Origin of the sequence: Actinoallomurus rhizosphaericola (assembly GCF_024055675.1) — a bacterium.
Classification (GTDB): domain Bacteria; phylum Actinomycetota; class Actinomycetes; order Streptosporangiales; family Streptosporangiaceae; genus Actinoallomurus; species Actinoallomurus soli.
In genome coordinates, this window is sequence record NZ_JAMXMW010000006.1 from 180,769 (window position 1) to 205,448 (window position 24,680).

At 72.3% G+C, this 24,680-nt stretch carries 20 protein-coding genes; 4 read left to right on the plus strand and 16 right to left on the minus strand.

All coding sequences use genetic code 11. From position 1 onward, the window contains the following. Nucleotides 1-19: 19 nt before the first annotated feature. Nucleotides 20-1,225, plus strand: a complete 1,206-nt coding sequence (gene serB, locus NE234_RS16280; RefSeq protein WP_252781126.1) for a phosphoserine phosphatase SerB — start codon at nt 20-22, stop codon at nt 1,223-1,225. 16 nt (nt 1,226-1,241) lie between these two features. Here the strand turns inward: serB and NE234_RS16285 are convergent, their stop codons facing one another. From NE234_RS16285 to NE234_RS16305, 5 genes are all read right to left on the minus strand, one after another. Beyond that, nucleotides 1,242-3,398, minus strand: coding sequence for an FUSC family protein (locus NE234_RS16285; RefSeq protein ID WP_252781127.1), 2,157 nt, complete (start codon nt 3,396-3,398; stop codon nt 1,242-1,244). Between the two features lie 143 nt (nt 3,399-3,541). After that, nucleotides 3,542-4,012: a SixA phosphatase family protein gene (locus tag NE234_RS16290; protein ID WP_252781128.1), complete on the minus strand. Its 471-nt coding sequence runs from the start codon at nt 4,010-4,012 to the stop codon at nt 3,542-3,544. 269 nt (nt 4,013-4,281) lie between these two features. After that, entirely contained in the window at nt 4,282-6,672 is a 2,391-nt protein-coding gene (locus NE234_RS16295) for a sodium-translocating pyrophosphatase (protein WP_252781129.1), read from the minus strand. A 575-nt stretch (nt 6,673-7,247) separates the two neighbouring features. Continuing rightward, nucleotides 7,248-7,679, minus strand: coding sequence for an ATP-binding protein (locus NE234_RS16300; RefSeq protein ID WP_252781130.1), 432 nt, complete (start codon nt 7,677-7,679; stop codon nt 7,248-7,250). A 7-nt stretch (nt 7,680-7,686) separates the two neighbouring features. After that, nucleotides 7,687-8,040, minus strand: a complete 354-nt coding sequence (locus NE234_RS16305) for an STAS domain-containing protein (protein ID WP_252781131.1) — start codon at nt 8,038-8,040, stop codon at nt 7,687-7,689. Nucleotides 8,041-8,408: 368 nt separating this feature from the next. Between NE234_RS16305 and NE234_RS16310 the strand changes: the two genes are divergently transcribed. Next, complete coding sequence (locus NE234_RS16310; RefSeq protein ID WP_406567018.1) at nt 8,409-10,634, plus strand: DEAD/DEAH box helicase; 2,226 nt, start codon at nt 8,409-8,411, stop codon at nt 10,632-10,634. 25 nt (nt 10,635-10,659) lie between these two features. Here the strand turns inward: NE234_RS16310 and NE234_RS16315 are convergent, their stop codons facing one another. After that, nucleotides 10,660-11,253, minus strand: coding sequence for a TetR/AcrR family transcriptional regulator (locus tag NE234_RS16315; RefSeq protein WP_252781132.1), 594 nt, complete (start codon nt 11,251-11,253; stop codon nt 10,660-10,662). A 91-nt stretch (nt 11,254-11,344) separates the two neighbouring features. Here NE234_RS16315 and NE234_RS16320 point away from each other — a divergent pair, with 91 nt between their 5' ends. After that, nucleotides 11,345-12,538, plus strand: a complete 1,194-nt coding sequence (locus NE234_RS16320) for an FAD-dependent monooxygenase (protein WP_252781133.1) — start codon at nt 11,345-11,347, stop codon at nt 12,536-12,538. 104 nt (nt 12,539-12,642) lie between these two features. On the opposite strand, the gene NE234_RS16325 is transcribed toward NE234_RS16320, so the two are convergent. After that, nucleotides 12,643-13,845, minus strand: coding sequence for an MFS transporter (locus NE234_RS16325; protein WP_252781134.1), 1,203 nt, complete (start codon nt 13,843-13,845; stop codon nt 12,643-12,645). Nucleotides 13,846-14,015: 170 nt separating this feature from the next. Between NE234_RS16325 and NE234_RS16330 the strand changes: the two genes are divergently transcribed. Continuing rightward, complete coding sequence (locus tag NE234_RS16330) at nt 14,016-14,912, plus strand: LysR family transcriptional regulator (protein ID WP_252781135.1); 897 nt, start codon at nt 14,016-14,018, stop codon at nt 14,910-14,912. A 24-nt stretch (nt 14,913-14,936) separates the two neighbouring features. Here the strand turns inward: NE234_RS16330 and NE234_RS16335 are convergent, their stop codons facing one another. The 9 genes from NE234_RS16335 to NE234_RS16375 form a co-directional block, all read right to left on the minus strand. Continuing rightward, nucleotides 14,937-15,638 carry a hypothetical protein gene (locus NE234_RS16335; protein WP_252781136.1) on the minus strand — a complete coding sequence of 234 codons (702 nt, stop codon included), beginning with the start codon at nt 15,636-15,638 and terminating at the stop codon, nt 14,937-14,939. Nucleotides 15,639-16,248: 610 nt separating this feature from the next. Further along, nucleotides 16,249-16,728 (minus strand): Rv3654c family TadE-like protein, encoded by a 480-nt coding sequence (locus tag NE234_RS16340; protein WP_256528853.1) that lies wholly within the window; start codon nt 16,726-16,728, stop codon nt 16,249-16,251. Nucleotides 16,729-17,297: 569 nt separating this feature from the next. Further along, complete coding sequence (locus NE234_RS16345) at nt 17,298-17,651, minus strand: TadE family type IV pilus minor pilin (RefSeq protein WP_252781138.1); 354 nt, start codon at nt 17,649-17,651, stop codon at nt 17,298-17,300. A gap of 119 nt (nt 17,652-17,770) precedes the next feature. Beyond that, entirely contained in the window at nt 17,771-17,965 is a 195-nt protein-coding gene (locus tag NE234_RS16350; RefSeq protein ID WP_252781139.1) for a DUF4244 domain-containing protein, read from the minus strand. A 282-nt stretch (nt 17,966-18,247) separates the two neighbouring features. After that, complete coding sequence (locus tag NE234_RS16355; protein WP_252781140.1) at nt 18,248-18,829, minus strand: type II secretion system F family protein; 582 nt, start codon at nt 18,827-18,829, stop codon at nt 18,248-18,250. A gap of 553 nt (nt 18,830-19,382) precedes the next feature. Next, nucleotides 19,383-20,120: a type II secretion system F family protein gene (locus NE234_RS16360; RefSeq protein WP_252781141.1), complete on the minus strand. Its 738-nt coding sequence runs from the start codon at nt 20,118-20,120 to the stop codon at nt 19,383-19,385. Continuing rightward, nucleotides 20,117-21,271: a TadA family conjugal transfer-associated ATPase gene (locus NE234_RS16365; protein WP_252781142.1), complete on the minus strand. Its 1,155-nt coding sequence runs from the start codon at nt 21,269-21,271 to the stop codon at nt 20,117-20,119. The genes NE234_RS16360 and NE234_RS16365 overlap by 4 nt, the downstream gene beginning before the upstream one ends. 298 nt (nt 21,272-21,569) lie before the next feature. Beyond that, nucleotides 21,570-22,640 (minus strand): septum site-determining protein Ssd, encoded by a 1,071-nt coding sequence (gene ssd, locus NE234_RS16370; protein WP_252781143.1) that lies wholly within the window; start codon nt 22,638-22,640, stop codon nt 21,570-21,572. A 1,249-nt stretch (nt 22,641-23,889) separates the two neighbouring features. Further along, nucleotides 23,890-24,675, minus strand: a complete 786-nt coding sequence (locus NE234_RS16375) for a Fic family protein (protein WP_252781144.1) — start codon at nt 24,673-24,675, stop codon at nt 23,890-23,892. Between the last annotated feature and the right edge of the window lie 5 nt (nt 24,676-24,680).

Genomic DNA, 24,680 nt, shown 5'->3' on the forward strand with positions numbered 1-24,680 from the left:
AAGTACCGTGGTGAACAGCATGAATGCCAAGTCGCGCACGCTGCTGATCACGCTGACCGGCCGTGACCGTCCCGGAGTCACGTCCCGCCTGTTCAGCGCACTCGCCGCCTTTCCCGTCACCGTCTCCGACGTCGAGCAGGTCGTGATCCGCGGCCGTCTGGTGCTCGGCGTGCTCGTCTCCTACGGTCCCGACACCGACATCGGCCGGGTCTGGGCCGCCGCCGAGAAGATCGCCGCCGACCTGGGCATGGAGATCGAGCTGGCCACCGGCACCGGGAACGGTGACCCGCGCCGTCGCCGGGGCCGGCTGCACGTCACGATCCTCGGCAACCCGCTGACGCCCGCCGCGCTGGCCGGGATGGCGGGGCGTGTGGCGGCGCACGGCGCCAACATCGACCGCATCGAGCGGCTCGCCCACGACCCGGTGACCTGCATCGAGATGGACGTCTCGGGCGCCGACCCCGACGGACTGCGCGCCGCGCTCGCCGCCGAGGCGGCCGAGCAGCACGTCGACGTCGCCGTCCAGCGCGGCGGTCTCGCCCGGCGCGCGAAGCGGCTGATCGTGATGGACGTCGACTCGACCCTCATCCAGGGCGAGGTCATCGAGTTCATCGCCGCGCACGCCGGGCTGGAGGCCAAGGTCGCCGAGATCACCGAGGCCGCGATGCGGGGTGAGCTCGACTTCGAGGGCGCGCTGCGGGAGCGGGTGGCGATGCTCGCCGGGCTCGATGAGAGCGTCCTGGCGGAGGTGCGCGACCGCATCGAGTTCTCGCCGGGCGTTCGTACCCTCGTGCGGACGCTGAAGCGCCTCGACTACAAGTTCGCGATCGTCAGCGGCGGGTTCACGCAGATCACCGACGCGCTCGCCGCGGACCTCGGCATCGACTACACCGCCGCGAACGTCCTCGAGGTCGAGAACGGCAAGCTCACCGGCAACCTCGTCGGCCCCATCGTCGACCGGGCGGGCAAGGCGGAGGCGCTGCGCCGGTTCGCGGCCGACGCCGGCGTGCCGATCAGTCAGACCGTCGCGATCGGGGACGGCGCGAACGACCTCGACATGCTCGCCGCCGCGGGGCTGGGCATCGCCTACAACGCCAAGCCCGTCGTACGCGAGGCGGCCGACACGGCCCTCAACGTGCCCTACATGGACAGCATCGCCTTCCTGCTGGGCATCTCCCGCGAGGAGATCGACGCCGCCGACGCCGAGGACGCCGGTCTGCTCTGAGTCCTCGGGCCCCGGGTCACGGGGTCGCGTCGGTCAGGACGGTCCGGCGGAGGCGTTCGGCGTCGGACGCGAGCCCGCGCAGGGCGTGCCGTGCGGCCGCGACCTGGACGAGTGAGCGGCGCAAAGTCGTGACCGCGTCCGTGCCCACGCCGTCGTCCAGTTCGGCGCGGCGGCGGCGCGTCAGCTCGGCCAGGTGCCGGTCGAACTCCTCCAGCAGGTCGTCCAGGCGCAGCTCGGCGGCCTCGCCGTCGGCGGACAGGAGGGCGTCCGCGCTCTCCTCGAGCTGATCGGCGACCCGCTCGAGGATGGCGGGCAGCGGGCCGGCGTCCGTCCGGTCCTCCCACAGCGCGCCGACGGCCTGCACGTCGTCGCGCAGCCGCCGCGCGATCGACGTCGCGTCGAGCAATCGCCGTACGAGGTCCTCGGGGGGCGCCGGCTCCTGCCCGAGCCGGGTCGCCGACTCCTCGACGTCGGCGGCCGCCGCGGCGGCGTCCTCCATCCGCCTGCGGATCGACGCCTCTGCCTCGCCGTCGAAGCGCGCCGCGACCGCCCGTGCCAGCGCGGCGTGCGTCCGCATCAGGCGGGCCAGCCGCCCGGGCAGGAGGCCGATCGTGCCGGCCGGCCAGAGCACGCGAGCTGCGGCCAGCGCGAACAACCCACCGGCGGCGGTGAGGCCGATCCGCCACGCGGCGGCGTGCCAGCTCAGCGGGGCCGAGTAGTCGATCAGCAGCATGATCATCGGGGTGGCGACGGCCATCCAGTGGCCGAAGTTGACCGGGCGCACCGTGAACCCCAGGGCCGCTCCGACGAAGACGAGGCCGATGAGGGTGCCCTGGTGCGGTACGAGCACGAGCGCCAGCGCGGCGACGATCGCGCCGATCGCCGTGCCGCCGATCCGCTTGACGACCCGCGTCACCGTGTCGCCGTACGAGTCACGCAGGCTGGCGACGACCGTGATGGTCAGCCAGTGGCCGTGCGGGAGCCGTAGCCAGGCCGAGAGGGCCATGGCGACGGCGATCGCCACTCCCATGCGGGTCGAGTGCCGGAACCCGGGCGAGCGGGTGCGGATGCCCTCGACGAAGCGGCTCCAGCCGCCCGTCGGGCGTTCGGGGAGCCGCGGCGAGTCGATGCCGATCTTCAGGCCGGGAGCGATGGTCTCGCGTGCGCCGTCGACGGTCGCGGCCATCCGGGAGATCGACTGCCGGACCTGGACGATGAGCGCCGTCCGTACCAGGTCGTCCGCGAGCCAGGCCTGACGGACGTCCTCGCTGACCCGGGCGAACCGGTGGAGGGCGACCGGCTGGTCCGCGCCCAGCGGGGTGCCGCCACCCGCCTCGATCCCGCCGACGACCAGCCGCAGCCGGGCCGCCATCGCGGCCACGGCGACCCGGCGCTCGCGCTCCCACTCCTCGGGCGGCGACGCCTGCCGCGCCGCGTCGAGGAGCGTGCGCAGCGCGACGGCCTCGTCCATGACGCGGTTGAACGCCTCGATCAGCCGCCTCGGGCGCTGCTCGTCGTCCCGCCCGCCCGACAGGTACAGCCCGTACGTCGTCCGGGCCTTGTTGATGTCGTCGTACGCCTGGCGCCGCCGGCGCTCCCACTCGTCGGTCCGTGGTTCCGGCTCGGCCAGGAGGTCCAGCGCGAACGCCACCGATCCGCCCGCCTCCGCGAGCGCCGTCCGCAACGGCTGCAGGCGCCGGGTGAGCAGGGGGACGACCATGAGCAGAGAGACGTACAGCCCGCCGATCATCTCCAGGAACCCGTCGAAGAACACGGGACTGCCCGCCGGCCGTACCGTCGCGGCGATCATGACCAGGGTCGCCGTCACGCCCAGCCACGGAACGGCCGCCGCCACCGCCGCGACCACGGGTACGACGGCCACCGCGAGCGTGGGGTGGCCGGCCAGCAGGCCGCCGAGCATCGAGAACCCCGTCACGACCAGGACCGCCGCGAGCAGCGCACGCGCGCGGGCGCCGTACGGGCCCTGGGGGGTGGTGTTGACCACGAAGAAGGCGCCGAGGGCCGCGACCCCGCCCTGGGCCGGATGCCCGGTCACCGTACCGATCACCAGAGGGGTGGCGATGCCGACGGACGCCACGACCCCGTACATGGGCGACGCGCGCCCCTCGGACTCCGCGTACGTCTCCCGCAGCCAGGCAAGCGACGACCGCAAAATGTACCCCTTCGTCCTGAACGTCCCGCCGTAAGCGTACGAAAGGGCCGGTAATCGGGGTCGCGGCGAGGAGAAGCGCCGGTCGACCGGGGACGGATCGCCCGCCGATCCGGAGCTTCACCGAGCGTTCCGCCCGGCGGACGTCACCGGGCGCGCGGAGTCCAGTACGCGGTGAGGCGACCGGCGCCCGGCCACAGGTCGGACCAGTCCCCCGCGAACTCGATGATCGCCGTGGCCGACGTGGGGAAGCCCTCGTCCGCCGCGCCGCCGAGGTCGAGCACCAGCCGGTGCATCGAGGGGTTGTGGCCGACGAGGAGGAGTGTTCCCGGCTCGTCCGGCCGGGCGCGCAGCACGTCGAGGATCGCTTCCGGGTCGTTGTCGTACACCCGGTCCTCGAACTCGACGGGAGCGTCGAACCGCAGCTCCTCCAGGGTCTGCCGGGTGCGCAGGGCGGGCGAGCAGATCACGTGGTCGGGCACGCGGCCGGCCGCACGCAGCTCGTCGCCGGCCGCGCGGGCGTCGCGCCGGCCACGGGGGGAGAGCGGGCGTTCGAAGTCCGGCGTGCCCAGGGGGGATTCGGCCTTGGCGTGCCGCAGCACGATCAGCGTGGGCATCAGACGCGATGGTGCGGCGAGAAGATCACGGCGATCAACATGATCACCAGAACGATCGCGAACATCACGCCGACGAGGATCGCGAACCCCTTCGCGCCGGACTGAGACTTCTGCATGCTCCCAGTCTGCCGCCTCCCGGCGATGCCCCGTACGGGGGTTCGGCCGAGCCACCTTCCCCGGTACTCGGAGAGGGCCTTCCGATACGCGGAGAGGGCCGGACGGTGATCCGTCCGGCCCCCTCTGCCTTCTCCACAAGGTGGCTGATGCGATCAGGACGCCTTGGCCGCCGCGGTCTCCTCGTCCGCGGCCTCCGTGCCGCCGGGCGCCGTCTCGCCGCTCTCGATGGCCGGCTCGGTCTCCCCGCCGATGGAGGAGGCCCGCCGCTTCGAGACGACGATCGCGCCGACGATGATGGCGACCGCGATGATCGTGACGATGATCCGCAGAGCGGTGTTCGCGGCGTACGTCACGACGGCCTGCGCGATCAGCAGCGACACGAGGTTCATCACCTTGATGAGCGGGTTGATCGCCGGGCCCGCGGTGTCCTTGAACGGGTCGCCGACCGTGTCGCCGATGACCGTGGCCGCGTGCGCCTCCGAGCCCTTGCCGCCGAGGTTGCCCTCTTCGACGAGCTTCTTGGCGTTGTCCCAGGCGCCACCGGAGTTGGCCAGGAACACCGCCATCAGCGCGCCTGCCGCGATCGCGCCCGCGAGGTACGCGCCGAGCGGCGCGTACCCGAGCGCGAAGCCGACGGCGATCGGCGTCATGATCGCCAGCAGACCGGGCGTCGCCAGCTCGCGCTGCGCGTCGGCGGTGCAGATGCTGACCACCCGGTCGTAGTCGGGCTTCTCGGTGTAGTCCATGATCCCGGGCTTGGTGCGGAACTGCTCGCGCACCTCGACCACGACGCGTCCGGCCGCGCGGCCGACCGCCATGATCGCCAGACCGGAGAACAGGAACACCACCGAGGCGCCGATGATCAGGCCGATCAGGACGTTCGGGTTGTCGACGCCCAGGTTGAAGTGCTGGAACGTCGGGCCGAGCGCCTTCTTGACGCTGTCGTTCGCCCCGCTCAGCTCGTTGACCACCGTCGTGCGGAACGAGCCGAACAGCGCGGTCGCCGCGAGCACGGCGGTGGCGATCGCGATGCCCTTGGTGATCGCCTTCGTCGTGTTCCCGACCGCGTCCAGGCTCTCCAGCACGCTCGCCGCCTCGCCCTCGACGTCGCCGGACATCTCCGCGATGCCCTGGGCGTTGTCGGAGACCGGGCCGAACGTGTCCATCGAGACGATGACGCCGACCGTCGTCAGCAGACCCGTGCCGGCCAGCGCCACCGCGAACAGCGCGACGGTGGTGTTGTCGAACCCGAGCAGGAACGCGGCGTACACCGCCGCGGCGATCACCAGCGCGGTGTAGACGGCCGACTCCAGGCCGAGCGAGATGCCCGACAGGATGACGGTCGCCGGGCCCGTACGGGCGCTGTCGGTGGTCTCCCTGACCGGGCGACGGTTGGTCTCGGTGAAGTAGCCGGTGAGCAGCTGGATGGCGCTGGCCAGCACGATGCCGACCAGCACGGCGCCGAGCGCGACCCAGCGCGGGTCGACGTCGGCGAGGTTCGGGTCGCCGCTGATCGCGGCGTTCACGCCGTGCAGCTTGGCGAACGAGTCGGGCAGGTACCAGAACGTCGCCACGGCGACGACGATCGCGGAGATGATCGCCGAGATGAAGAAGCCGCGGTTGATCGCGCTCATGCCCGACCGGTCCTTGGCCCGCGGCGCGACCGCGAAGATGCCGATCACCGCGGTGATCACGCCGATCATCGGCACGATCAGCGGGAACACCAGGCCCTCGGTGCCGAACGCGACCCGGCCGAGGATGAGGCTCGCGACGAGCGTCACGGCGTACGACTCGAACAGGTCGGCGGCCATGCCGGCGCAGTCGCCGACGTTGTCGCCCACGTTGTCGGCGATGGTCGCCGCGTTGCGCGGGTCGTCCTCCGGGATGCCCTGCTCGACCTTGCCGACGAGGTCCGCGCCGACGTCGGCCGCCTTGGTGAAGATGCCGCCACCGACCCGCATGAACATGGCGAGCAGCGCGGCGCCGAATCCAAAGCCCTCGAGCACACCCGGGGCCTTGCCCTTGAAGATGAGCACGACGACGGCGGCACCCAGCAGGCCCAGGCCGACGGTGAACATTCCGGCGACACCGCCGGTGCGGAAGGCGATCCGCATCGCGAGCTTCTCGCCGCTCTCGCGCGCCGCCGCCGCGACCCGGACATTGCCCCGCACGGCGAGCCACATCCCGGTGAAACCGGTGATGCCGGAGAACACCGCGCCGACCACGAAGAAGAACGATCTGCCGTACTTCACCCCGGTCGACTCCGCCGGAAGCAGGAGCAGCAGGAACGGAATGATGATCACGAAGATGAGCACCGTGAGGAACTGGCGTTTGAGGTACGCGAGTGCGCCCTCTTGCACCGCCCTTGCGATGTTCTGCATCTTCTCGGTGCCCTGGCTCGCGGCGAGTACCTCGCGGACCAAGACGCCTGCGACAGCCAGTGCCAACAAGGCGATCACGCCGACAACGACCACCAGACTCAGGTCGCTGCCGCCGAGACTCACCTCCGCACCGGCCTGGGCGGGCGGGTGAAGCCCAGACATGCATCCTCCTCGACAGCCGCGTTCGATCCGGCCGCCCCTCGGGGTGACCGGCCACCGCCACGCGTCGGGCGGGGCAATGGTGCCGGGAGTCTACGCAGGCGTAGCCGGAATTAGAAGCCTGCTCGGTTGCTTAACGGTAATGCGACCGAGACGTGACACTCGCTGCACCGGAAATTAATACTACGCGGCTAGCTGGACGCATCTTCGCTGGTCAAAGCGGACTTAGGCGGCGACCTACTTCTTGACCAAAAAGCCGCCCATAAGCGGTGAACACAGGATTAGGGCCGCGAAAACCGGGAAAAGTGTAGTACCCGTATAAAGCAGCACCCCCGAAGGGTGGCGCATCGTGCGCCCCCTCGGGGGTGGGAATCTGTGGCCGACCGCCGGCATCGGTCCCCGCCCGTCCTGCGGACGGTGGGACTCGGCTCTCGGGGAGGGTGTTCCCGGCGAGGCGTCTCAGGGCCGGGCGTGTCAGGCCGGGCCCATGCCGGCCGAGGGCCTGGGCCCGTGCGTGCCGGTCGAGGATGACCTCGACCGGCAGACACATACGTAGGGTCTTCGGTGAATCGGGCCGGTCAGTCCTTCTTGACCGGCCAGCTCATTGTGATCTCGACTCCTGACGGCGTCGAAGCGATGTCCACGTCGTCGGCCAACCCCGCGATGACGGCGAACCCCAGATTGAGTTCGCCGTTCAGCTCCGTGAGGTCGACCGGCTCCGTGCCGCCGCTCCGCGTCGGATCGTCGTCGGGCACGCGGTCGGTGACCACGACCACGAATCGATCTCCGCCGTCCCGCAGTTCGACCCGGACGGGCTCTTCCGGGCACTGTTTCCGGTGGGCCTCCACCGCGCGGGAGCAGGCCTCACCGACCGCCAACCGCACCTCGTCGAGCAACGACTCTTCGACCCCGCCCCGCCGGGCGACGGCGGTCGCGATCAACCGGGCGGTGCGGACATGGGCCGGGAGGGGACTGAACGCGAGCTCGACGGTGGCTGTCTCGGGCGCCATCCCGGTCCTACTTCTGCTTCTGGCGGTGCTCTCGCGCGTCGTCGACCGAGTCGAAGATGCCGAAGACCTTGGTCAGACCGGTGATCCGGAAGATCTTCAGGATGCGCTCCTGCGTGCAGACGAGCTCGAGCGAGCCGTCGTGCGCCCGAACCCGCTTGAGCCCGCCGACCAGGACCCCGAGGCCGGTGGAGTCGAGGAACTCGACCTTCTCCATGTCGACGAGAAGGTGGTACTTGCCCTTGTTCACAAGGTCGATGAGCTTCTCGCGGAGTTTCGGCGCGGTGTAGACGTCGATCTCTCCCTCCACGTTGATGACGGTGAGGTCATCGTCGGTGGTGTAGTCGTTCACCTTCAGGTCCACAGATCCTCCTGCGCCGTGCCGCGTATGGAAGTCGGGGCCATGGAACCCCGCCGTGATTCAACCACGCTCCGCCATCGTGTCTACACGAAATCACCACACAGGGCGACCCTGCCCAGCATGGCGCACGCCTCGTGCGAGCAGGGGGTAGCACGGATGACGGTCCAAGCGTTGTGCCCAGGATGCCAGACTGGAAACCTCCGCATGGCGAACCACTTTGAACCGAAGGGGTGACGCAGGCCATAGAGACGGACTCCGGCTTCCCCTCCGACCACGGCGCCCCGTCGGCCGCGGACGGCCGTACGGGCCCGCACGGGCGCGCCCCGCTGATCCTGCGCCGCCTGCTCGACGATCCCCGGCGCCGCGGCCGTATCACGCATGTGCAGAGCGTCCCCGCAGGTGACGGCCGTACCGCCGACTGGCCCGCGTGGGTGCCGCCGCTCCTGGTCGACCGGCTGCGCCTGGCCGGCGTCGACCGCCCCTGGGAACACCAGGTCAAGGCGGCCGAGCTCGCCCACGAGGGCAGGTCTGTGATCATCGCCACGGGCACCGCCTCGGGCAAGTCACTGGCGTACCTCCTGCCCGCCCTCCGGGCCGTGTTCGACGGCGGCTCGGTGCTCTACCTCGCGCCGACCAAGGCGCTGGCCGCCGACCAGCTCCGCTCGCTGCGCGGCCTGAAGCTCGCCCAGCTGCGGGCGGCGACGTTCGACGGCGACACGCCGGCCGACGAGCGGACCTGGGTCCGGCAGTACGCCGACTACGTCCTCACCAACCCCGACATGCTCCACCGCACGGTGCTGCCCGGCCACGCGCGCTGGGCGCCGTACCTTCGGCGGCTCCGCTACGTCATCGTGGACGAGGCGCACGGCTACCGCGGGGTGTTCGGCTCCCACGTCGCGCAGATCCTGCGCCGGCTGCGGCGCGTCTGCGCCCGGTACGGCGCCGAGCCGGTGTTCATCCTGGCGTCGGCGACCGCGTCGGATCCCGGTGTGTCGGCGTCCCGGCTGACCGGCGTGAACGTCGCGGAGGTGGCGGAGGACACCTCGCCGCGCGGCGCGACGTCGTTCGCGCTGTGGGAGCCGCCGCTGACCGACCTGCGCGGCGAGCAGGGCGCCCCCGTACGCCGCACGGCCACCGCCGAGGCGGCGGACCTCCTCGCCGACCTGGTGGTCGAGGACGTGCAGACCCTGGCGTTCGTACGCTCGCGGCGCGGTGCGGAGGCCGTCGCGCTCGGCGCCAAGCGGGCCCTCGAGGAGGTCGCCCCGGACCTGCCCGCCCGCGTCGCCGCCTACCGCGCGGGGTACCTACCGGAGGAGCGGCGCGCCCTGGAGAAGGCGCTGCGCGCCCGCGACCTCGTCGGGCTCGCCTCGACCAACGCCCTCGAACTCGGCGTCGACGTCTCCGGCCTCGACTCGGTCATCATCTGCGGCTGGCCGGGCACGCGTGCCTCGCTCTGGCAGCAGGCCGGCCGCGCGGGCCGCTCCGGCCAGGACGCCCTCGCCGTACTCATCGCCCGCGACGACCCGCTCGACACCTACCTCGTCCACCACCCATCGGCGATCTTCGGTACGCCCGTCGAGGCGACTGTTCTCGACCCGGACAACCCGTACGTCCTCGCCCCGCACCTGTGCGCCGCGGCCGCCGAGCTGCCGCTGACCGAGAAGGACCTGCCGCTGTTCGGCCCGTCGGCGAAGGAGATCCTGCCCGACCTCGTACGCCGGGGGATGCTCCGCCACCGGCCCACCGGGTGGTACTGGACCAAGCGCGAGCGCGCCACCGACCTCGCCGACATCCGCGGCGCCGGCGGCCCGCCAGTCCAGGTCGTCGAGGCCGCGACCGGGCGCCTGCTCGGCACGGTCGACGAGCCGTCCGCGCACACCACCGTGCACCAGGGCGCCGTCTACCTCCACCAGGGCGAGTCGTACGTCGTCCAGACCCTCGATCTGGACGACTCGGTGGCGCTCGTGGAGGCCGCGGACCCCGACTACACGACGACGGCCCGCGACGTCACCGACATCTCGATCCTGGAGACCCTCCGGTCGACGTCCTGGGGTGAGGCGACCCTCTGCTTCGGCACCGTCGAGGTGACCCAGCAGGTCGTCTCGTACCAGATGCGCCGCCTGGCCAGCGGCGAGGTCCTCGGCGAACGCCCGCTCGAACTGCCGCCCCGTACGCTCCGCACTCGGGCCGTCTGGTGGACCCTTCCGGACGAGGCCCTGCGCGTCCTGGGCGACGCCGACGTCGGCGGCTCCGCGCACGCCGCCGAGCACGCCTCGATCGGCCTGCTGCCGCTGTTCGCGACCTGCGACCGCTGGGACATCGGTGGCGTCTCCACCGCGCTGCACCCCGACACCGGCCGCATGACCGTCTTCGTGTACGACGGCCACGACGGCGGCGCGGGCTTCGCCGAACGCGGCTACGAACAGGCCGGGCGCTGGCTCCGCTCGACCCGGGAGGCCATCGCCGACTGCGAGTGCGAGCACGGCTGCCCCTCCTGCATCCAGTCCCCCAAGTGCGGGAACGGGAACGATCCGCTGGACAAGCAGGGCGCGCTCGACCTCCTCGACGCCCTGCTGAAGCAGGCTCCGCCCCGCTGATCCCCCGAAAGACCGGGGCGGGGTCTCACGGAGAGGGCGGCCGGGCGAAGGAGTGCAGCAGGTCGCGGAGGCGGGCGCGCAGCTCCTCGGGATCGGACCGGTGCGCGCCTGCCCCTGCTCCTGCCAGCCGGTCGAAGACCACGCCGTCGAGGAAGGCCACGAACATCGGAGCCCGCGAGGCGGCGTCCGGCACTCCCACCGACGTCAGCACCTTCTCGGCCACGGCCCGGTGGCGGCCGCCCGCGGCCACCAGAGCGGCTTGCAGCTCGGGCCTTCGGGTCGCTTCCAGGGAGAGCTCGTAGCGGGCGAGCATCCGTTCCCGGCCGGCGGTGGTCCACTGTTCGATCAGGTCGGCGACGGCCTCGGCGAGTCGCACGGGATCACCGGTCCCGGTGATCGCCGGCCGGCCGTCGAGGTCGGCGATGTCCACTTCGGCCAGCCGCTCCACCGTCGCCTCCAAGAGCGCCTGCCGGGTGCGGAAGTAGTACGAGCAGGTACCCGTCGGCACACCGGCGGTGCCGTCGACCGCACGGTGGGTGAGACCCCGCATCCCCGCACGGGCCAGGGTGGTGATCGCGGCGTCGGCCAAACGCTGCCGCCGCGTCGTCGCCTCGGTCACTGTCTCCTCCGCCGCATCGGTCCCGGGAGCCGACTCATCCTCTACTAATGTAGAGTACGCAGCATCCACTACGGGTGTAGAGGGAGGCGGGATGTCCGAGAGGACGGCCGGGAGCACGACGGGCGGACGCACGGCCATCGTGATCGGCGGAGGCATCGGCGGCCTGGCCACCGCCATCGCGCTGGACCGATGCGGCTGGCAGGTGGAGATCCTCGAGCGGGCTCCGGCGTTCGGAGAGATCGGCGCCGGCCTGTCGCTCTGGCCCAACGGCGTACGCGCGCTGGACGCGCTCGGTCTGGGCGACCAGGTCCGCGAGCGCGCCCTCACCGAGACGGAGGGCGGCATCCGCGACGTGACCGGCCGGTGGTTGTCACGAACGGACGTCGAGGAGCTGGGACGCCGCTACGGGCCGGTGGTCGCGGTCCACCGCGCCCACCTCCTCGAGATCCTGCGCCAGGCCCTCCCGGCCGCGGTGCTGCGCACGGGCACCGAGGTCACCGCCGTCGAAGCCGACGGTCCACGCTTCGAGGTACGCCACAGCGCGGGAACGTCACAGGGTGATCTCCTGGTGGGCGCCGACGGCATCCGCAGCCTCGTCCGGCGCTCCCTGTGGCCCGCTCACCCGGCACCCCGCTATGCCGGATACACGGCGTGGCGCGTGATCGTCGACGCAGGACGCCGTCCCACGTCCGGCGGTGAGACGTGGGGACGCGGCGAACGCGTCGGGATCGTCCCCCTCGCCGACGGTACGACCTACGTGTTCGGCGCCGCGAACGCCCCCGAAGGCCAACGCAGCCCCGACGGTGAGCTGGCCGAGATGCGGCGGCGCTTCAGCGGCTGGCACGCGCCGATCCCCGAGCTCCTGGCCGCGGCGTCCGAGGACGCGGTCATGCGGCATGACATCTACGCCCTGCCGCCACTGCGCACTTTCGTACGCGGCACGACGGCACTGCTCGGGGACGCCGCACACGCGATGACTCCGGACATGGGACAGGGCGCCAACCTGGCCCTGGAGGACGCCGTCACCCTGGCCGCGACGCTGTCCGCGCACTCGGCCGTGGAGTCCGCCCTGGTCGCCTACGACCGTGACCGGCGCGCCCGCACCCAGATGATCGCCCGTCGTTCCCGCCTGATCGGAACGGTCGCGCAGTGGAGCCGGCCTCCGGCCGCAGGGGTCCGGGACCTGGTCCTCCGCCTCAGCCCTTCGGCGGCCATGCTGAAGGCGCTCGACCCGGCCCTGACCTGGACCCCGCCGACTCTGAATTCCCTGCCCCGGCCGTCGTGAGGGCTTGGAGCCCCTGGACGGCCGTGCGGTGCCGTCTTCGCGGTGTCCCACCGCCCCGGTGGCGACGCACGGCCGGTCGGGGAGCACGCGCTTGGACGTGGTGTTCAGCGGCTGCGGTGGGAGCGGCTGAGGGCGGCCACGCCGGCGAGGACGACGAGGAGCACTCCGGTGAACCAGGTCATGGCGGTGGTGGCGGTGACGCTGCGGGTGGCGACGCCGATCCCGACGGCCGGGATGATCAGTCCCAGGTAGGAGATGAGGAACAGCCCGGCCAGGGCCTCACCGCGCTTGGCCGGCGCGGCCATCGCGACGACGGTTCCGACGGCCGCCTTGAACAGCACGCCGGCCCCGATGCCGGCCACGACGCCGCCGATCAGGAACGCCGCCAGGTCGGTGGCGTACATGCCGGCGACGAGGGCGAGGACTCCGCCGGCCTGGGCGACCAGGCCCAGGACCATCTTCGCCCGGGCGGACAGCCGACTGGCCAGCGTCTGCGCGAGGGCGGCGGCGCCGAAGACCGCGAACACCGTCGCGCCGGCCAGCGCGCGGGAAGGGTGGTGCAGTGCACTCGCGACGAAGCCCGGAGCGATCGAGGTGAACAGTCCGAACACCGCGAAAGAGGCGAAACCGGCTGCGGTCGCGGCGATGTAGCCGGACCGGTCGCCGTGGTCGGTGCTGATGCGCTGCGGCCGGTACGCGGGCTTGACCAACCGCTCCTCGACGGTCTCGGGCGTGCGGGCGAGCGCGACGATGCTCACCAGCAGCAGAGCGATGAAGACGAGGTACGGCGTACGCAACGGCGCGTGCACGTACTGGGCCAGGAAGCCGGTGATCAGCGGGCCGACGCCCAGGCCTCCGATGTTGGCGGCGGTGGAGACCACCTCGAAGCGCTGTCCCGAGGCGCCGGGCCGGTGCGCGACGTGCAGTTCATGCAGGTGAGCGGTGGCAGTCGCGGTGATCATCCCGACGCCGAGACCGGTCACCAGCCGGGCGACCAGCAACACGGGCAGTGAGGAGCCGGTGAGGAACAGCACCGCGGCGAGCACTTCGAGGGCCAGCGCCGGCAGGAGGATCTTCTTGCGGCCCACCCAGTCCGAGACGTGCCCGGCCAGCAGCAGGCTGATCACCACACCGACGGCATAGACGGCGAACACGATCGTGACCATGAAGGTGGAGAACCCGTCCCGCGCCATGTACAGCGGGTACAGCGGGGTGGGCACGGTGGAGAACGCCATGGCGACCAGGAAGGCGAAGGCGATCATCCAGAATCCGACGCCGTGCCGGCGCGAGCCGGCTGCGGTCCGCACGCCGTCGGGCCGAGCACCTGAGGGCATCGTCGATGAGGGCGCCGAGGTGGTCATGGCGCTGCTCCGATCTCATTGAGCGGTGGTCTACGCGTCCCAGCGTCCACCCGCCCAGCCATCGCGTCCAACGAATCTTTGCGCTGGCCACTATCGCGATCTGCGATAGTTGGTGCGTGGAGCTCCGTCACCTCGAGTACTTCGTCGCCGTCGCCGAGGAGCAGAGCTTCACCCGCGCCGCGGCCCGCCTGCACATCGTCCAGTCCGCCGTCTCCGCCGCCGTCAAGGCGCTCGAGCGCGAACTGGGCACGCGACTGCTGGACCGCAATTCCAAGCGGGTGCTGCTCACCGACGCCGGCGTGGCGCTCCTCCCCCGGGCACGGATCACCCTCGATGCCGCCCGCGACGCCGCCGACGCCGTCGCCGAGGTGCACGGCGGCCTGCGCGGTACGTTGCGTCTCGGCACCTTGACCTCGGTCGGCCTCATCGACGTGGCCGCAGTGCTCGGCGAGTTCCACCGCCGTCACCCTGGCGTGCTCCTGCAGGCCACCCCCGATCCCTCCGGCTCACAGGGGCACCTCGACGCGCTGCGCGAACGACGACTGGACCTGGCGTTCGTGTCCCTGCCCGGTCCACGCCCGGCCGGCATCGAGCTCACCAAGCTGGCCACGTCGATGATCGACCTCGTCGTCCCGGACGACCACGCCTTCGCCGGACGCGGCTCAGTGCCCATCGACGAACTCGCGGGCCTGCACTTCATCGACTTCCCGGTCGGCTACGGCAACCGCGCCGTCGTCGACCGCGCGTTCGCCGCGGCCGGGATTCCTCGCTATGTCACCATTCAGATCGCCGACGTCGCCACCGGCACCGACTACGTCCGCCACGGCCTGGGCATCGCGCTGCTGCCGCGGTTCGTCCTCGGCGAGGCCGACGGAATCACCAGCCTTCCGGTGACCGGCGCGGACCTTGAGTGGCCGCTGTACCTGGCGGCCCTGGCCGACCGCACCCCAAGTGCCGCCGCCCACGCACTCATCGCCCTCATCAAGAGGACGGTGAATGCGCCGCCTCACTGATCACGCGGCTCCCTCCGTACGGCCTCAGCCGCGACGGCGACGCCCGCGATAGCCACCGCGCCCGGACGTGGGCTTCTCCTCCTCGACGGCGGATTCCGCATCCGCCCCCGAAGGAGACACCTTGTCCGCGTCGGCGGCGGCCGATGGCGCATCGGCGGCGGCCGTCGGTGTACCGGTCTCGGCGGCGCCGGACGTCGCCGTTTCCGCGGTGGCGAGCTCGGTGACCGGCGGCCTCCGACGACGCCGTACGGACGCCGGCCCGCGACCGCCTGTCGGCTTGCCTGCGGGGCCGGCCTGCGCCGCGCGGGCCTCCGCCGCGAGACGCTGACGGCGGGACCACATGCCGAAGTGGGCCGACAGGAGCAAGAGCACCAGCGCGGCCGCGATGCTCTGCCCCCACTTGATCGGGCTGGTGGCGGAGGCGTCGTCGGCCCGGACCTGCTTGGCGGCCGGCTCGGCGATCTGCGGATCCGGAGTGGGGTACTGGAACCCGATCCCGGAGCCGTTCGGAGCCAACGACGGCAGGCTGAACGGCGAGTTCGGGTTGTTCAGCGACTGCGTCCCCGGGACGCCCGCGTCGCTCCCATTACCGGTACCGCTGCTGGTGCCGGTGGGCAGGGGCGGTGCCGATCCCGGAGCGGTCGGGTCACTGCCGGCCGTCGGGCTCTTGCTCGGTGTCCTGGAGTGCGTCGGCTTCGGCTTCGCCCCCGTAGCCTGCGCACTCACCGAGAACGAAGCACAGGCGTACGTGCGACCTGTGATGTTCCCGATGACGGTCAGGCTGACCGTTCCGGCTTCGGAGACGGTTACGTCATCCTCGATCGTGCTGCTGAGGAACCGTTGATCAGCTCGTTCGTTGACGCCGCCTCCGGAGATCTGGAGGCGGGTCGAGAGCAGTCCTTTGACCGAGGCACTCAGGTGAACGCGCGACCCGACCGTCACAGGCCCGGAAGGATGTGTGATCGTAGCCTCTGGCTTGGACGGGCAAGTGGAGGTGGCTTCGGCACTCGCGGAGCCACTGGTGCCGAGAGCGAGCCCGGCAGCGGCCAGTGGAGTCATCAGGGCGACTGCGGCGGCCTTGCCGACCTTCCTCACGACGCCGTCCCTTCCTCGATAACTCTCCCGTCGGCCCGACCTGTCGAACATCGGGGCGACGAATCCTTGCGCACGAACGACCCGGCGGAAGCGCGTCTAGGCCGTTCCGAGTGAATGTAGGGCCTTCTGAGACTGGCGGGGGTAATTGTTCGCAGCAGCTTATCGGACATTAGCTCCAATAGGGTCACCGATCAATACCGAAACGCGCAGCGTAGGGGAACCGGGAATCCTTGCGAGCGGTTCAACGAGCAGTTGCCCGACGGGTGACGGCCGGGGACGAAAAGTCGGGGGCGGGCACCGGCGTGTCGTCGACCGGCCCGGCCCGTGCCCGCGCGGTGGCGATCAACCGGCCGGCCCTCGCGACAGCGCCGACGCGGGACGTGACGATGACGTCGACGACCCGACCGCGAATGACGCATCGCCGGAGCGACCCGCCAGAGTCGCGGGCGACCCGTGCGGCCAGTCCGCAGGCGCGCTCGGTGCCCTCAGCGGTGTGGGCCGCCGCGGCGAGGGCCGCCAGATCGGCGGCGGCGTGTGCACGGTGCCGTGCGACGCGCGCTCCGCCCACCACCATGGCCATGACGGCGACCGCCCACACGGCTCCGATCAGCGCGACCATCCACACGGTCCCCGAGCCCTCATCGCGAGAACGCGTCCCCAGACCACGTCGACCGGCCCAGGACGAACAGGCGCGTTCGTCATTCCCGCCCGGCACTGCCATGGTCGCCCCTTTCGATCATCGTTCTCCTCGACGCCTTCCCGATGAGCCATCACAGCCCGACCGGTCCCGGCTGTGTGCCCATCGATCACCGGCGCGCCTACGAGGGGATCTGCTGCTCCACGAGGGCCTGGACGACTGCCCCCGTGGTTCAGCCGCCCAGGCATCCACCCGCCCCGCCCCCGATCGCCGACGGCGAGCGTCAGGCACCTCTCGCAGCCACCCGCCACCGCCGTGACATGGACGGCCGGTCCAGCGCCCCCACCGCCGCAGACACCGCACCCGGTCGATCTCACCGAGCTCCCCCTGCCGATATCGCGCCTCGTCGATCCGGCGGGTCGCCAGTGCCGCAGAGATCGCACCGGGCTGATCCCGCCGGGCTGATCCCGCCGGGCTGATCCCGCCGGGCTGATCCCGCCGGGTTGATCCCGCCGGGCTCCCCCGTGCCGATACCGCACATCGTCGATCCAGCGGCCTCTGGCGCCCGCCGGCACCCGCACCCGGTCGGACAGGGTGACCTCTCCCGGCCGTCCTTGGCCGCGTGCGGCCGCAAGCGGTGACCAGGGGAGCGGTCAGCGCTGAGCGGGCATCGGCTCGCCCCCTTCCTCCGGCTCGGTGGCGGCGACCGTCTGCGCTCGCAGCCGCAGCGGCGGGAACAGACGCCGAGCCGGAGGGGCGACGGTGGCCCTCACGAGCACGCGGGTGAAGTGCGGGTCACGAGTGATCGAGACCTGCGCTCCCGGAGGTGCGGCGCGTCGTGCGGCCGCGCGAACCTCGTCCAGCGGCTCTCCCCTGGCGGCGGCGCGGGCGCCCGCGCGAGCGGCGTCCACGCACGCCACCTGCGCCGCCGCAGCGCTCACACCCCACAGCGCGACCGCGAGAAGCAGGACGAGCGCGGGGAAGGCGACCGCCGTCTCGACCGTCACCGATCCTCGCTCCCCAGCCTGCCCGGTGCCCTCCGACCGCCTCCGGACCCCGCCCCACCCGATGGTTTCTGATCGCCTCCGCGCCTGGGACGCCGATGATCGCTTCGCGGCGTGGCCGGTCACCCGGCGAGGTTGAGCGCCTTGTGGATGATCGTTAAAAGCATCTGCCGGACCTCTGGGCTGGTCACGATCTTGAACAGCAGGCCGGCGAACGCGGCGGCCGCCACGGTGCCCACGGCGTACTCGGCGGTGGACATACCGTCGTCGGCCTTGCGCGCCCGCCAGCGACGCCTCAGCGCGGAAACGATGTGCATGGGAATCCCTCCTGTTCGGACGACGGACGCGAGCACGTCCAGGACCCAGCGTTACGGACCGTGGGGGCGCCCACCACAACCGAATGAAGTTCTGTGGATAACCGATTCGTTCATGACAGCAGTCGGCTGATCAGTTCGCCGCCGTGGCTGTTGTCCCGCGCTTGGGCCACGGCGACAGGTGGGGCGAGCCACAGGCGGCTCCCGTCAGAGCAGGAGCACGGTGGCGACAGGGGTCGGCTCCCATCAGGGCAGGAGCACGGTGGCGACAGGGGTCGGCTCCCATCAGGGCAGGAGCACGGTGGCGGCGATACCGGCGACCGCGGGCACGATGCCCAGCAGGATGAACGCCGGGAGGAAGCACAGGCCGAGCGGCGCGACCGCCCGTACACCGGCGGATCTCGCGCGCGTCGCCGCGGCGACCCGGGCCACACGCCGTTGATCTTTCGCGAGGCGGGTGAGCGTCGCGGCGAGCGGGGCGCCGCCGGACGCGGCCCGTGCCGCCGCCCGGCCCAGAGGGGCCAGAACGGGGTCGCGGGCGAGGGCGAGCCACTCGGCGGCAGGATCCGCCCCCAGCCGGATACGGGCCGCCACGTGGGCCAGTTCGGCGCCGAGCGGGCCGCCGACCGCGCCGGCCACGGCCTCGACGGACTCGTGCCACGCGCCACCGCCCCGAAGACACGCCGCCAGGAGGTCGATCGCAATCGGCAGTTCGGCGACCATACGGGCCCGGCGGGCGCGGACGGCACGTGGCTCGAGTCGTGCGAGGAAACGCGTCAAGCCGACCGCGAGCAGTGCGCCGGCCGACCAGCCCACCGGGCCGCCGAGCACCAGGGCGCAGGCCAGGCCGGCGACGACACTCACCACGGGCCGGAGCCGATCACTGGACGTGCCCTCTGCCGTCTCCGAACCCGCCTCCACGGCCGCCGTCGAACGGCCGTCCGCCGCACCCGGAAGTCCCGCAGCCGCTGTCGAACTGCTCGGACCCGCGCCGGGAAGGCCCATGAACGGGCGTCTGCCGCTCGCGGTGCTCCGCGAGCCGGTCGGAACCCGGGCGGCGTCGTTCCCTGCAGGCAACAGCCCACCGAGTCGCTTACGCACGTCGTCACCCGGAACGGCGATGAGACCGGCGAGAGCGGCGCATCCGACGGCGGTCAGCTCCAGGAACACCGGCCACGCCCCCGAATGACCTGGTGCACTGGACGATCAGCCTCGGCCGATGGAACGGCCTCCGCCGAAGGTCCACACCTGACCGGCGGCTCAGCCCTCGACGAAAGGCCAGCCTCGCCCAAAGGCCGGGGTGTTCCCACCACGGTGGCCCGGAGACGGCACCGATCTGGGACGGGGCCCGGATCGCCGCAGCGGCACCAGGAGCCGGCCCGGTCGGGAAGCGCGGCGGGGCGGCGTCGGCTCGGGGGGCTCACCGGAGCTCCTCGGCGGCGGTGGCGAGGCGTCTGGTCCACCACAGTCCGAGGGCGTCGAGGCCGGTCCCGAGTCCCAGGCACAGCCCTCCCGGGAGCGTGCCGAACAGGAAGGCGAAGGGCCGAGCGCCGAGCGCGACCGCCATGCCCATACCGAGCAGGGGCAGCCCGGCGAGCAGCCGCGCGGTCGTGCGAGGACCGGCGAGTTGCATGGCGACCTCCTCCCGGTGGGTCTGCTCGTCGCGGAGCGCCTCGGCCAGCCCCTCGACGACGGAGGCGAGCATGCCGCCGCGGTCGGTCCCGATCCGCCAGCATCCGGCGAGCAGGCGGAGACCTTCACAGCCGGGCGCGACGGCTGCCCGTTCGAGGCAGGCGGCGACGTCGTCACCCGACCGGGCGGCGGCCAGGACCGGCTCGAGCCGGGGAATGGGCGAGAGCCCCTCGGCCGCGCCGGTCAGAGCAGTGCCGGGTGGGCGTCCGGCCGTGAGCTCGGCCGCGATCCCGTCGCACAGCTCGATGACCGCCGCACGCCGCGCCGTGACGCCTCGTCGTCCGCCGGACAGCAGGTCCCGTACGCGGCTCAGCCGGTCGGCGAGACGAGGCGTCGACGCTCGCCCGGTGGCGTCGTCGACCGACTCGCTCCGCAAGATCGAGGTCAACCGCAGCACGGTCGGCGGCGGCAGGGACAGTGCCCATACGCCTGCGAACACGCAGGCCACGGCCAGCGCGGCGATCACGAGAGCGGACCTCCGAGCCGAACGGCCAGCACCGCGGCTCCCGGCCCCTCCCGGATCGCGCCCTCGGGCCCGTAGGACACGGCGGGGACCACCTCCACCAGGCCGTCCGAGCGCCGCTGGAAGACGCAGATCTCGGCGACCCGGCGTCGGCCCCCGGGTGCCTCGCGGACGAGGTGCACGACGACGTCGAGAGCCGCGGCCAGCTGGCTGTGGACGGCCTCCCGGCTCAGTCCGGCCGCACACGCGAGGGCCTCCAGGCGAGCGGGCACGTCGGCGGGGGCGTTGGCGTGCAGGGTGGCGCAGCCGCCCTCGTGCCCGGTGTTGAGCGCGGCCAGCAGGTCCACGACCTCGCGGCCGCGTACCTCGCCGACCACCAGGCGATCCGGCCGCATCCGGAGGGCCTGGCGAACGAGGTCGTGCAGGGTCACGCCGCCCATGCCCTCGATGTTCGGCGGGCGGGTCTCCAGGCCGATGACGTGTGGATGCGCGGGCCTGAGCTCTGCCGAGTCCTCGACGAGGAGGATGCGCTCGCCGGGGTCGGCCAGCGACAACAACGCCGACAGCACGGTCGTCTTGCCCGTCCCGGTACCTCCGGTGACGAGGAACGCCAGCCGGGTGGCGACCAGGGCGTCCAGCAGGTCCGCTCCCTCCGGGGGCACGGCGCCGGCCGCGACCAGCTCGTTGAGCGTGAAGGCCCGGCGTCTCGGCAGGCGCAGCGACAGGGCGGTGCCTCCGGACGCGATCGGCGGCAGGACCGCGTGCAGCCGGGCCCCGCCCGGGAGCCGTGCGTCGGCGTACGGCGCGGTGTCGTCGAGCCGGCGCCCGGCCGCGGCGGCGAGCCGCTGGGCCAGCCGCCGCACGGCGGACTCGTCCGGGAACCGTACGCGCGTGAGCCGCAGGCCGGCGCCCGTGTCGACCCAGACCTCTCCGGGGCCGTTCACCAGGACGTCGGTGACGCCGGGATCCCGCAGGAGGGGCTCGAGCGGCCCTGCTCCCACCAGGTCGGCCCGCACCTCATCGGCCAGGGACAGCACCTCGGTGTCGCCGAGCACGGGCTCCTCGGCCCGCAGCGCGGCCGCCACCTGGGCCGCGGTCGGGACCGTGCCCGTCCCGACGAGCCGCCCGCGCACCGCTTCGGTGAGGTCGCTCATGGCCGCCTGCCCTTCTGACCGGGTGAAGTGATCTCTGCGGAACGACGACTCGGCTGGACGTCTGGGACCGGCTCTGCACCGCGACGGCCCGCTGGGAAGCCCCCGAGGCGATCGGTGACCCTCTTCCCGCCCTGAGCGGGCCCCGCCACGGATCCCGCGAGGGCCGTTGCCACGGATCCCGCGAGGGCCCTCGCGACGGACCTCGTGGAGGCGCTCGCGACGGACCTCCTGGCGGACCTCGTGGCGGACGCGACGGACCTCATGGCGGACCACTCCACGGATTTCACGGCGGACCCCGTCATCGCGGTTCTCCGCTCGTCGGGCGCATCCGCTGGAGGTCGGTGATGAAGCGACGGCAGAAGCCGTCGAGCGCCCCGCTCCGGCCGGGACGGTGACCGCGCTCGATCGCGGCGGCCAGACGCCGGTCGGTGGCGACGACACCTGCCAGCGGAAGGCGAAGCGACTCCGCGATGACCGCCGGTTTGAGGCCGCCGGGGGCCGGGCCGCGTACGACGACCCGCAGGTCGCGGGCGTAGTTGCGGACCAGGTCGGCGACGCGGTCCGCCGCCACGGTGGCGCGTACCTCGGCGGGGACCACGAGCAACGTGGTGTCGGCGGCCGCCAGCACCTCGGCACCGGCGTCGGCCGGCTGACGGGGCAGATCTGCCACGACGAGGTCGTAGCCGCGGACGGCCGCGTCGAGCACCGACCGCATCGTCTCCGGTGAGACGGGCTCGGCCGCCCCGCGATGCCACGACAGCACGGCGAGGCCGTCCCGCGCCGGCAGCGAGTCGTGGAGCGCGGCGGTGCTGAGCCGCCCGTGCCGGTCCGCGTAGTCGGACCACCTGGCCCCGGGCGTCCCCTCCGCGCCCAGGACCAGGTCGATCCCCCCGCCGAGCGGGTCGCCGTCGAGCAGGAGCGTGCGCAGCCGGTGCCGGGCGGCGACGCCGGCCAGCACCGCTGCCAGGACGCTCGCGCCCGCGCCGCCGCGCCCTCCCACGACGGCGACCACGGCCGCGCGCCGGCCGGCCGGCTCGGTCGCCGCCGCCATCCGATCGACGAGCCAGGTCTCCCCCTCCGGCAACGCGATCACCTGCTGCGCGCCGACCTCGACGGCGAGGCGGTAGACCTCGTCGCCGTCCGGCTCTCCCACGGCGAGGACGACGCCCGGCCGTCGCTCCGGAGACGACCGGGCGAGCTCACCGGCTAAGTCGGCGCCGACCACGATCAGTGCGGCGTCGCGCCAGGCGGCCCGCGCGCTCGTCGGATCGGTGGCGAGTCGGGTTTCGACATCCGCGGCCGTGGCCAGGCGCAGCAGGTCGTCGATGAGCAGTGAGTCGGCAGAGACGATCAGCACGGTCGCGGACATGGCATCTCCTCGCTTTCGCGAGGTCAACGATGCGCCCCGGCCGGCTCACGCCGGAAGGACCCGGCGCAAGCCTGTGGATAACTCTCCCGGGAGGCCGGGTGCGGGAGTGAACGCCCCCGGACACGAGACGACCCCCGCCGGGGGGGAGAGCGGGGGTCGCCGGACGGTCCGGCTCCGGGGGGGTAGAGCCGGTCCCGTTTCCCGGAAGGGTCTCGAAGGCCAAGCCAAGGCCGGGCGTTCGTCACCGCACCGTAAACCCGGCTCCCCCAGTGTATGCAGGTTCAACATAAACGCGCCCGATCACTCGGAGTTCCGTCGAGTGGCGACCATTTCGTGATCATTGGTCGACCACCCAGAACGGGAGTATTCGGGCGTCCGTCACTCGGGGGGTGCGGCAAGAACGCCTGTCCTAAGTGGCTGCAGCGTAGCGGAAGGAAGCGTGATCGTTCTGCTCTCGGCCATGGTTGATTGATTCAGAGGTAGATCACGCTCCGTGATCATACTGCGGGAAGGCCGGACGATCGCCATCGTCCCGGCGACGCCTTCCGCGAGTCGATCACCCCCGCGAGCGCTCGCCGCCCGACCGGAAGAAGATCCTTCGTTTGACGTTCGTTAACCTCGCCGAGGGGCTTGCCATCTGGGCCGATTCGGCGTAGACAGAATGCACGGACCAAGTGTCCGAGCACGGCAGCCGGGCACCCACGCGCGACCAGCCGCGGGAGGCGCGTCGAGACGGGCTTGACCCGATCCGACGATTTTGAGGTGCACGCTTGGTAACCCGGTGTGACGTGCCGGCGACGGCGTTCCTCCGGGAACGCCGTTCGCTTTGTCGCAGGCCGCTACCTGTTACGGACCGGCCGATATCCGGATCAATGAAATGATCTTCTGGGGTTCGGCGCCGCGCGCGGGACCTGGAGATCGGCTCGTACGAGACACGGCCCCATGCCTCGATAGTGGCCTCACAAGACGGACAAAGCGCACATTTACGGCGATTCTATGGACTAAGGGCGCCATTCTCGCGGATCGCTCACGGTGAACGACCGTCCTGCAGCCGGCCCGGACGGCCCATGCCGCCGTCCGGATGCCGACACCCGGCGCTCGCTTCCCCAGCCCGGACACCCGGTGCTCGCTCCGCCGACCCGGACGCCCGGCGCTCGCTCCCTCACCCGGGCGAGCCGGCACCCGCCGCCCTCGCCGTACGGACGATGGGGCGGCGCGACGCCGGCCGCTCGCGCCGACGGCAGGAGGATCAGCCGCGCTGGAACGCCTCGCAGACGGCGAGTGCCTCGCGCGCGCCGAGTTCGATGGCCTCGGCGCAGTGGCGGACCCATCGGGCCACGCCTTCGGGGGTGCCGGTCGCGTAGCCGCGCAGCGCGTCGCCGTACTCCGCCCGCAGTTCGAGATGCCCGACCTCCGGGGCGGTCAGCGACTTCGGATCGAGGCCACGGTCGACGAGGGTCAGCCGTGCCGCCGCGCGGGCCACGATGCCGTCGCCCCACCCGAACGGCCGCAGGGCGAGCAGCTCTCCCTGGGCGATGGCCGCCACGACCATCGCCGGCGCCTTCGTCGGGGCGGTCAGCAGGTCGCTGAGCACGTCGAGCCGCGTGGCGACGTCCGCGGGCGGCGGAGGGGCGCCGAGGTCGAGCGGGTCGGTCGCCTCGTCGCCCGGACGCGGCCGGCCGAGCGCGTCGGGGTCGACGGCATCCGCGGCCGCCAGCGTGTGGAGCCGGGCGAGCGCCTGCCGCGGCGCCCTGTGCCAGGTGTCCGCCAGCGCGCCGAGCTCGGCGGACACGCGCAGCGTCCCCTGCACGACCGGGTCGTTCGACAGGCCGCCGCGTACCTCCTCCAGAGGAATCGCGACGCCCTCCAGGGCCGCCGACGCGCGGGCGCCCCGCAGCGCGGACTCGGCGGAGACCTCGGCGCTGCGCCGTCGCAGGATCCGGTGGCCGAGCAGCCGGTCGACGGCCTCCCGTGCCCGGTCGACCGCCTCGGGAACTTCGGGCAGGCCTGCGACGTTGGCAAATGGGTCGCTCATCGAAC